At 58.3% G+C, this 6250-nt stretch carries 7 protein-coding genes and 1 pseudogene; 6 read left to right on the top strand and 2 right to left on the bottom strand.

What is annotated here, in order from left to right; genetic code table 11:
* The 4 genes and pseudogenes from Q1K07_RS21105 to nhaC all read left to right on the top strand — a co-directional run.
* A pseudogene (locus Q1K07_RS21105) lies at window positions 1-270 on the top strand (aldehyde dehydrogenase (NADP(+))); the annotation flags it as partial.
* 162 nt (window positions 271-432) lie between these two features.
* Window positions 433-1104 carry a GntR family transcriptional regulator gene (locus tag Q1K07_RS21100; protein ID WP_300315886.1) on the top strand — a complete coding sequence of 224 codons (672 nt, stop codon included), beginning with the start codon at window positions 433-435 and terminating at the stop codon, window positions 1102-1104.
* Window positions 1105-1432: 328 nt separating this feature from the next.
* Complete coding sequence (locus Q1K07_RS21095; RefSeq protein ID WP_300315883.1) at window positions 1433-2725, top strand: FAD-dependent oxidoreductase; 1293 nt, start codon at window positions 1433-1435, stop codon at window positions 2723-2725.
* Between the two features lie 63 nt (window positions 2726-2788).
* A complete protein-coding gene (nhaC, locus tag Q1K07_RS21090; RefSeq protein WP_300315880.1) occupies window positions 2789-4225 on the top strand; it encodes a Na+/H+ antiporter NhaC in 1437 nt (478 codons plus the stop codon).
* Between the two features lie 216 nt (window positions 4226-4441).
* Here nhaC and Q1K07_RS21085 read toward each other — a convergent pair whose 3' ends face one another.
* Window positions 4442-4909 (bottom strand): nuclear transport factor 2 family protein, encoded by a 468-nt coding sequence (locus Q1K07_RS21085; protein ID WP_300315877.1) that lies wholly within the window; start codon window positions 4907-4909, stop codon window positions 4442-4444.
* 27 nt (window positions 4910-4936) lie between these two features.
* Entirely contained in the window at window positions 4937-5548 is a 612-nt protein-coding gene (locus Q1K07_RS21080; protein ID WP_300315874.1) for an NAD(P)-dependent oxidoreductase, read from the bottom strand.
* Between the two features lie 151 nt (window positions 5549-5699).
* Between Q1K07_RS21080 and Q1K07_RS21075 the strand changes: the two genes are divergently transcribed.
* Both Q1K07_RS21075 and Q1K07_RS21290 read left to right on the top strand, forming a co-directional pair.
* Window positions 5700-6083 carry a helix-turn-helix domain-containing protein gene (locus tag Q1K07_RS21075; protein ID WP_300315871.1) on the top strand — a complete coding sequence of 128 codons (384 nt, stop codon included), beginning with the start codon at window positions 5700-5702 and terminating at the stop codon, window positions 6081-6083.
* The coding region (locus Q1K07_RS21290; RefSeq protein WP_366945103.1) for an SDR family oxidoreductase at window positions 6019-6250 on the top strand (232 nt) is incomplete at its 3' end. The genes Q1K07_RS21075 and Q1K07_RS21290, both read left to right, overlap by 65 nt.

The raw sequence follows: 6250 nt of genomic DNA, 5'->3' as shown, positions 1-6250 counted from the left end.
GAGCTGTTGCCGATCCTCGAGCGCCGTGCCGGAAGGGTGATGGCCAACGGCTGGCCCACCGGCGTGGAAGTCTGCGACGCCATGGTTCACGGCGGCCCCTTCCCTGCCACCTCGGACGCCCGCACCACCTCGGTGGGCACCGCCGCGATCCAGCGCTTCCTGCGCCCGGTGTGTTACCAGGACTTGCCCGATGCCCTGCTGCCAACGGCGCTCAAGCACGACAACCCACTGTCGCTACGTCGCCTGGTCAACGGTCAGCGCGAAAGCTGATCCTCCTTTTTATACCTGTTATACCTGCCTCGCCATGCACTGCCACCCGCCCTTGGTGGTAGTGCATGGCAGTGGATCCAGGCCATGCACTGCCCTGTATCATGGACATTTGTTGTCGTTTGTATAAAGTGTGCAATATCCCTCCAATGCCAGAGACAGGCTATGGCAACATTCAAGACAAGAGCCCAGTTCGTCGCCGACGACCTGCGTCGACGCATTCTCGGCGGCGAGTTTCAGGGCGGCACCCAGCTACGCCAGGATGCACTGGCCAGCGACTACGACGTCAGCCGCATCCCGGTTCGCGAAGCTTTGCTGACCCTGGAGTCCGAAGGGTTGGTCGAGTTTCATGCCCATCGTGGCGCCTTTACCACCGAGCTGTCGGTGGCCAAGATTCGCGAACTGTTCGACCTGCGCGTGTTGCTGGAAACCTACGTGCTGCGCCATGCCATTGCCGAGCTGACCGAGGCAGACCTGAAGAAAGCCGAGGACATCCTGCACAAGTATGACGAGGCACTGGACAGTGGCGGCGAGATCGACAACTGGAGCGAGTACAACTTCGCTTTTCACCAGGCGCTGTACGCTCCCGCCAATCTGCCAGAAACCCTGTCATTGATCAGTCAGCTCAACACTAAGTCCGACCGCTACATACGCATGCAGCTGCTCTACACCCAGGAAATCGAGAAGGCCGAACGAGAACACCACGGGCTGCTCGATCTGGCACGCAAGGGCCAGACCGAAGAGGCCTGCGAACTACTCAAGGTGCATATTCAAGAAGCCTGCGCAGGCATCGTGACCCTGCTCGAGGAACGCGCCAAACGCGCCGAGCCCCTCTAACGCCATGGCCACGCCCCTCTACGTATGACAGGACTCATCGCCATATGATGGGGGCACACTCCATGTTGACCTGATTCACATCCCCAATAGCCAGCCTGGTGCCCTGATAGCTGGGCCTAGGCATGCATGCCAATCGCCACGCGATGCGACAAGCCCAAGTCGCTTCCTCGCGCCTACGCCACATTCCCCGAGTTACTCACTTCCGGCAGTTCTCCCGCGCACCATTTTCTCTCGACTTTAGTCGTAGTCGCTATTGCTGTGCCATGCCAATCATCTTATATTTTATACAATCGACAAAATGACAATCACCATCGCAACAGGAGCCTCCATGGGTCCATTCGACCAGGTCGACGACAACGCTGCTCCCCAGGCTGACATCACTGTCGTCGGTGCCGGCATCATCGGTATTTGCTGCGCTCTGGCGCTGGCCCGGAAAGGCCTTAGGGTTCAAGTACTGGACAAGCAGGCGCCGGGAATGGGGGCTTCCTTCGGCAATGCCGGACACATGGCCACTGAGCAAGTGTTTCCCATTGCGGATGCTTCGATTCTCAGCCGCCTTCCTGGCATGCTGATGGACCCAATGGGACCTCTGCGCCTGGACTGGAGACACCTGCCCCGTTCACTGCCCTGGTTCACTCGCCTGTTGCTCAACCTGCGACAAGCCCCTTACGCCCATAGCGTACGTGGCATCCGCGCTCTCAATGAAGCCAGCCTAGACGCCTGGCACCAGTTGCTGGATACGGTTGGTGGACGACACCTACTGAAGAGTGATGGCTCCTTTCTCGTTCACGAGAAGCCAGATACAGCAACGGAACTCCAAGCGATAGAGACTCGGATGGCAGAGCACGGCGTGGCAGTGGAAACATGGACAGGCGACGCCATCCGTGAACGTGCTCCCGGGCTTTCCAACCTCATTCAAGGCGGCCTCTTCTTCCCGGACACGGGGCATGTGGTCAACCCTTACAGCGTCTGTGAAGCGCTGGTTGGCGCGGCACGTCAGCACGGAGTGCGCTTTCACCAGCAGGAAGTGACCCGAGCCCGCATCAGCGAACATGGCGTCATCCTGACGACAGCAAATGCAAGCACCATTCTGACTCCTCGCGTGCTACTGGCCTGCGGCGCTCACTCCGCTCCTTTGACAGCCGAACTCACCGGTGTTCGCGTCCCTCTAGACACCGAGCGCGGTTATCACCTCATGCTGCCCAAGGAAGCTCACCGACTACCGCTGGCGGTCACGTCGCTGGAACGTCGCTTCATCATGACCCCGATGCGCGAGGGATTGCGCCTGGCCGGCACCGTCGAGTTTGCTGGCCTGCACCGCCCAGCCAACATGCAGCGCGCCTGGCAGCTTCATCGCCTCACCCAAGGACTGTTCCGCGACCCGCTCAGCGACGAGGGCGCCACGCCCTGGATGGGATTCCGCCCTTCGCTGCCGGACTCGCTCCCCATCATCGACAGCGTGCAACACGGCAAGGTGCTGCTGGCCTTTGGTCATCATCACCTTGGCCTGACCCAGGCGGCCATCACTGCTGACATGATTGCCACCCTGGCAACCCCGGAACGTACCCCCTCGTTTCAGTCACTCCTCGAGCCGGCACCCTATCGGCTCAATCGCTTCTGATCCGTATCCCACGACGCTCAATCACACGACCTGTAACACCACAACAAGATCCAAGGAGACATCATGTCCGCAATCAAGGCTTCCGCAAGGCTGCCCAGCATGACTGAGGTGCTGGCCGTCATGATCGGGTTCATTGCCATCATGTTCCTCAGCATCAATGTCCTCGGGCTACCGATCCAGCTCGCCCTCTTCGCCTCCTGGTTCCTAGTCATGGCCCTAGGACTCAAGCTGAAGATCAGTTACGACGACATGCAGAAAGGACTGATAGACGGCATCCATAACGGTATGGAAGCCGTGCTGGTGCTTACCACCGTCGGCGCACTGATCGGCACCTGGATTGCCGGTGGCATCGTACCCAGCATCATCTACTACGGTCTGATGGTCATGAACCCGCAGATCTTCCTGCTCGCAGCCTTTGTGATCTGCGCCCTGACTTCGCTGGCCACCGGTACCTCCTTCGGTACTGCTGGTACCGCTGGTGTCGCTATGATGGGAATCGGCCACAGCTTCGGTATTCCTCTGCCGTTGGTGGCCGGTGCCGTCATCTCCGGTGCCTATGTCGGCGACAAGATGTCCCCTCTCTCCGACACCACTGTCATGACGGCTTCGCTGTGCAAAGTCAGCCTCGTCGACCACATCCGTTCCATGATGCTGGTCAGCGCGCCCGCCATACTGATTGCCTCAATCCTGTTCGTGGTGGTCGGCTTCTTCTACATCAGCGGCGATGTCGATACCTCGCGCGCCACCATGGCCATGCAAGCACTGGAAAACCACTTCACCATCAGCCCATGGCTGCTGATGCCAGCGGTAATCGTCATCGCCCTGCTGACACGCCGCTTTCCAGCCATTCCAGTGATCACCTTCGGTGCCGTACTCGGCAGCCTGTGCGCCTGGTGGGCCCAAGGTGTCGGTCCGATTGACGCTATCCGTATCGCCTATGTCGGTAACGCCATACAGTCCGATGTCGAGTTCCTCAATACCTTGCTCAACCGCGGTGGCATCGAATCCATGCTCAGTGTGGTCGCACTGATTTTGTTCGCTCTCGGACTTGGAGGCCTGATGGATCGAGTCGGGATTCTCAAGACAATCAGCAACGGCTTCCTGCGTTGGGCCAACAATCCCGGTCGACTGACGCTCTCGACTATGCTTGGCGGCTTTTTTGGCAACTTCTTTGGCGGTGCCGCCTATGTCTCTCTGATCACCGCCAGTACGATCACCGAGAAAAGTTACGATGACCAAGGCATCGACCGGCGGGTACTCTCGCGCAATGCAGAAGCCGGTGGCACCGTGACCACTCCGATGGTGCCCTGGACCGACGGTGGTGTTTTCATGGCCACCACTCTCGGCGTCTCGACCATGGCCTACCTGCCCTTCCTCTGGTATCACATGCTGGTCATCGCCATCTCACTCTTCTACGGCTACGCCAACATCGCCATTTGGCGTACCAAGGTTGACCAGGACAGCATCGATCAGCCCAGCCCCCAACCAGCCTCATTCTGATATCAGCATGCCTGCATGAGCACCAAAGCCCCAACTAGGGGTTTTGGTGCTTACGCTATCTAGACCTGAGGCATACATTCGATGGCGTCTTGCAACACTCGACGACATGGCCGGCAACAGCGCTCCGGTGATAGGCAGTGCCACTACCCCATCGATGCCCGACGCGGCCAACCCTCCCGAATACGATACTCGCCATGTCCCTAAGCGTTATCTGGTTCAAAACATCGTGTTGTTGTTGGCAGCGTCTCCCGGAACAGGCTGAATCACGTCCCAATGCTCGACGATCTTGCCCTGCTCGACCCGAAAGATATCCACTACAGCTTCGCCTCGATCCTCGTCACCGTTGGTCGAATGGACATGCAGCCAGACCAGATCACCATCGGCAGCGCTGCGCACGATTTCGCTTCTATAGTCCGGGTTTTCCTTGAAGTAGCCTGCAAAGTAATTCACGAAAGGTGCCTTGCCGTCAGGCACGTCAGGGTTGTGCTGAATGTAATCCTTTGCCAGCACGCGCGAGCTTTGTTCGGTCTCGTGCTCATTGAAAAATTGATCATAGAACTCGGTGACAAGCGCCCGATTGGCTTCTTCGGCCCCGACATCGCGTCCAGGCTGCGCTAGGGATACGACAGGTGCGGCCAGTAGTAGCGCCGCAGTGACAACACCGAGGAATTTTATCATCGACATGCAGGAACTCCTGTGACAATAGGAAGATCAATAGCCAACGGTAAAACGCTGACGCACATGCATAGGCTTCTCTAACTCATCCACCAATGCCACTGCGTAGTCTTCAAAGGAGATACTGGAGCCCTCATCACGGGTCAGCAGCGTATCCTGCCCAAGACGAAACTTTCCGGTACGCTCGCCGGGCACAAACTCTGCAGAAGGCGACAAGAACGTCCAGTCGAGATCGCCGACACCACGCAGAAAATCCAGAAACTCAGCACCGGCGCGCGCTTCGGGCTTATAGGCCTCAGGAAAGTCCGGCTGATCAATGACCTTCTCACCCGGAGCCACTTCAAGGCTACCGGCCCCACCCACCACCAAATAGCGCACCACTCCAGCATCACGCACAGCCCCCACGAGCGCGCCAGCATCGCTTGCGGTAAAGGGCACTGCGCTGATGACAGCATCATGTCCCTTGAGTAATACCTCCAACGTCTGCTGGTTATTGGCATCGCCCTGCCTCGGTGTGACCCCAGGCAATGAAGCAATCCTGTCCGTATTACGGGCAATGGCGGTCACCAGATACCCCCGGTAGGACAGTTCGGCGAGAATACGCGAGCCGGCATCACCCGATGCCCCGATAAGCGCAACGTTTGCCATGAGGAACCTCCGTAAGTTCATGTTTGACACATGGTCCAAAAGACAGACCGTGAGATAAACTTATGGAAGTTCCCGTAACGGCACAAGAAGTCATCTTCACCTGACATGGTCACCACAGTGTGACCACTGAACGATTATTCATGGAGAAATAATGGCTACGACTCCTGGCAGCGAAGAGGTGATTTTCGAGCAACCCTGCCCCATTCGCGACGTACTCGACCGCATTGGTGATCAGTGGAGCCTGCTGATTCTGGAAGCTCTCGCCCCCGGCACCTTGCGCTTCAATGCCCTGATGCGCGAGATCGGTGATATCTCGAAGCAAATGCTCTCCCGCACGCTCAAGCAACTGGAGCAGGACGGCTTCATCACACGGACGCTGTATCCGGAGGTCCCTCCACGAGTGGAATATACGCTGACTCCGCTGGGACAGTCTTTTCTCCAGCCGTTGCAGCAGCTTGTGGCCTGGGCAGATGCGCATCACCATACGATTGTTGCGGCTCGTAACCAGTACCAAGCCATGCAGGAGCAGACCTGATACCGGAGCTGTCCCAGCATTCCCGAAAATGCGCGGACGCGGGATCACCGTTAATGCCGTGGCGCCAGGACCAGTGGCCACCGAGATGTTCTTCGAAGGCAAGAGCGACGAGCAGATCGCATCGATTGCCGCCATGGCACCACTGGAGCGCCTGGGACAGCCGGATG

It is taken from the genome of Halomonas sp. (genome assembly GCF_029263665.1).
Taxonomy (GTDB): domain Bacteria; phylum Pseudomonadota; class Gammaproteobacteria; order Pseudomonadales; family Halomonadaceae; genus Halomonas.
Note: the sequence above shows the minus strand (reverse complement) of the source record. Positions and strands in the feature narration are given on the sequence as shown.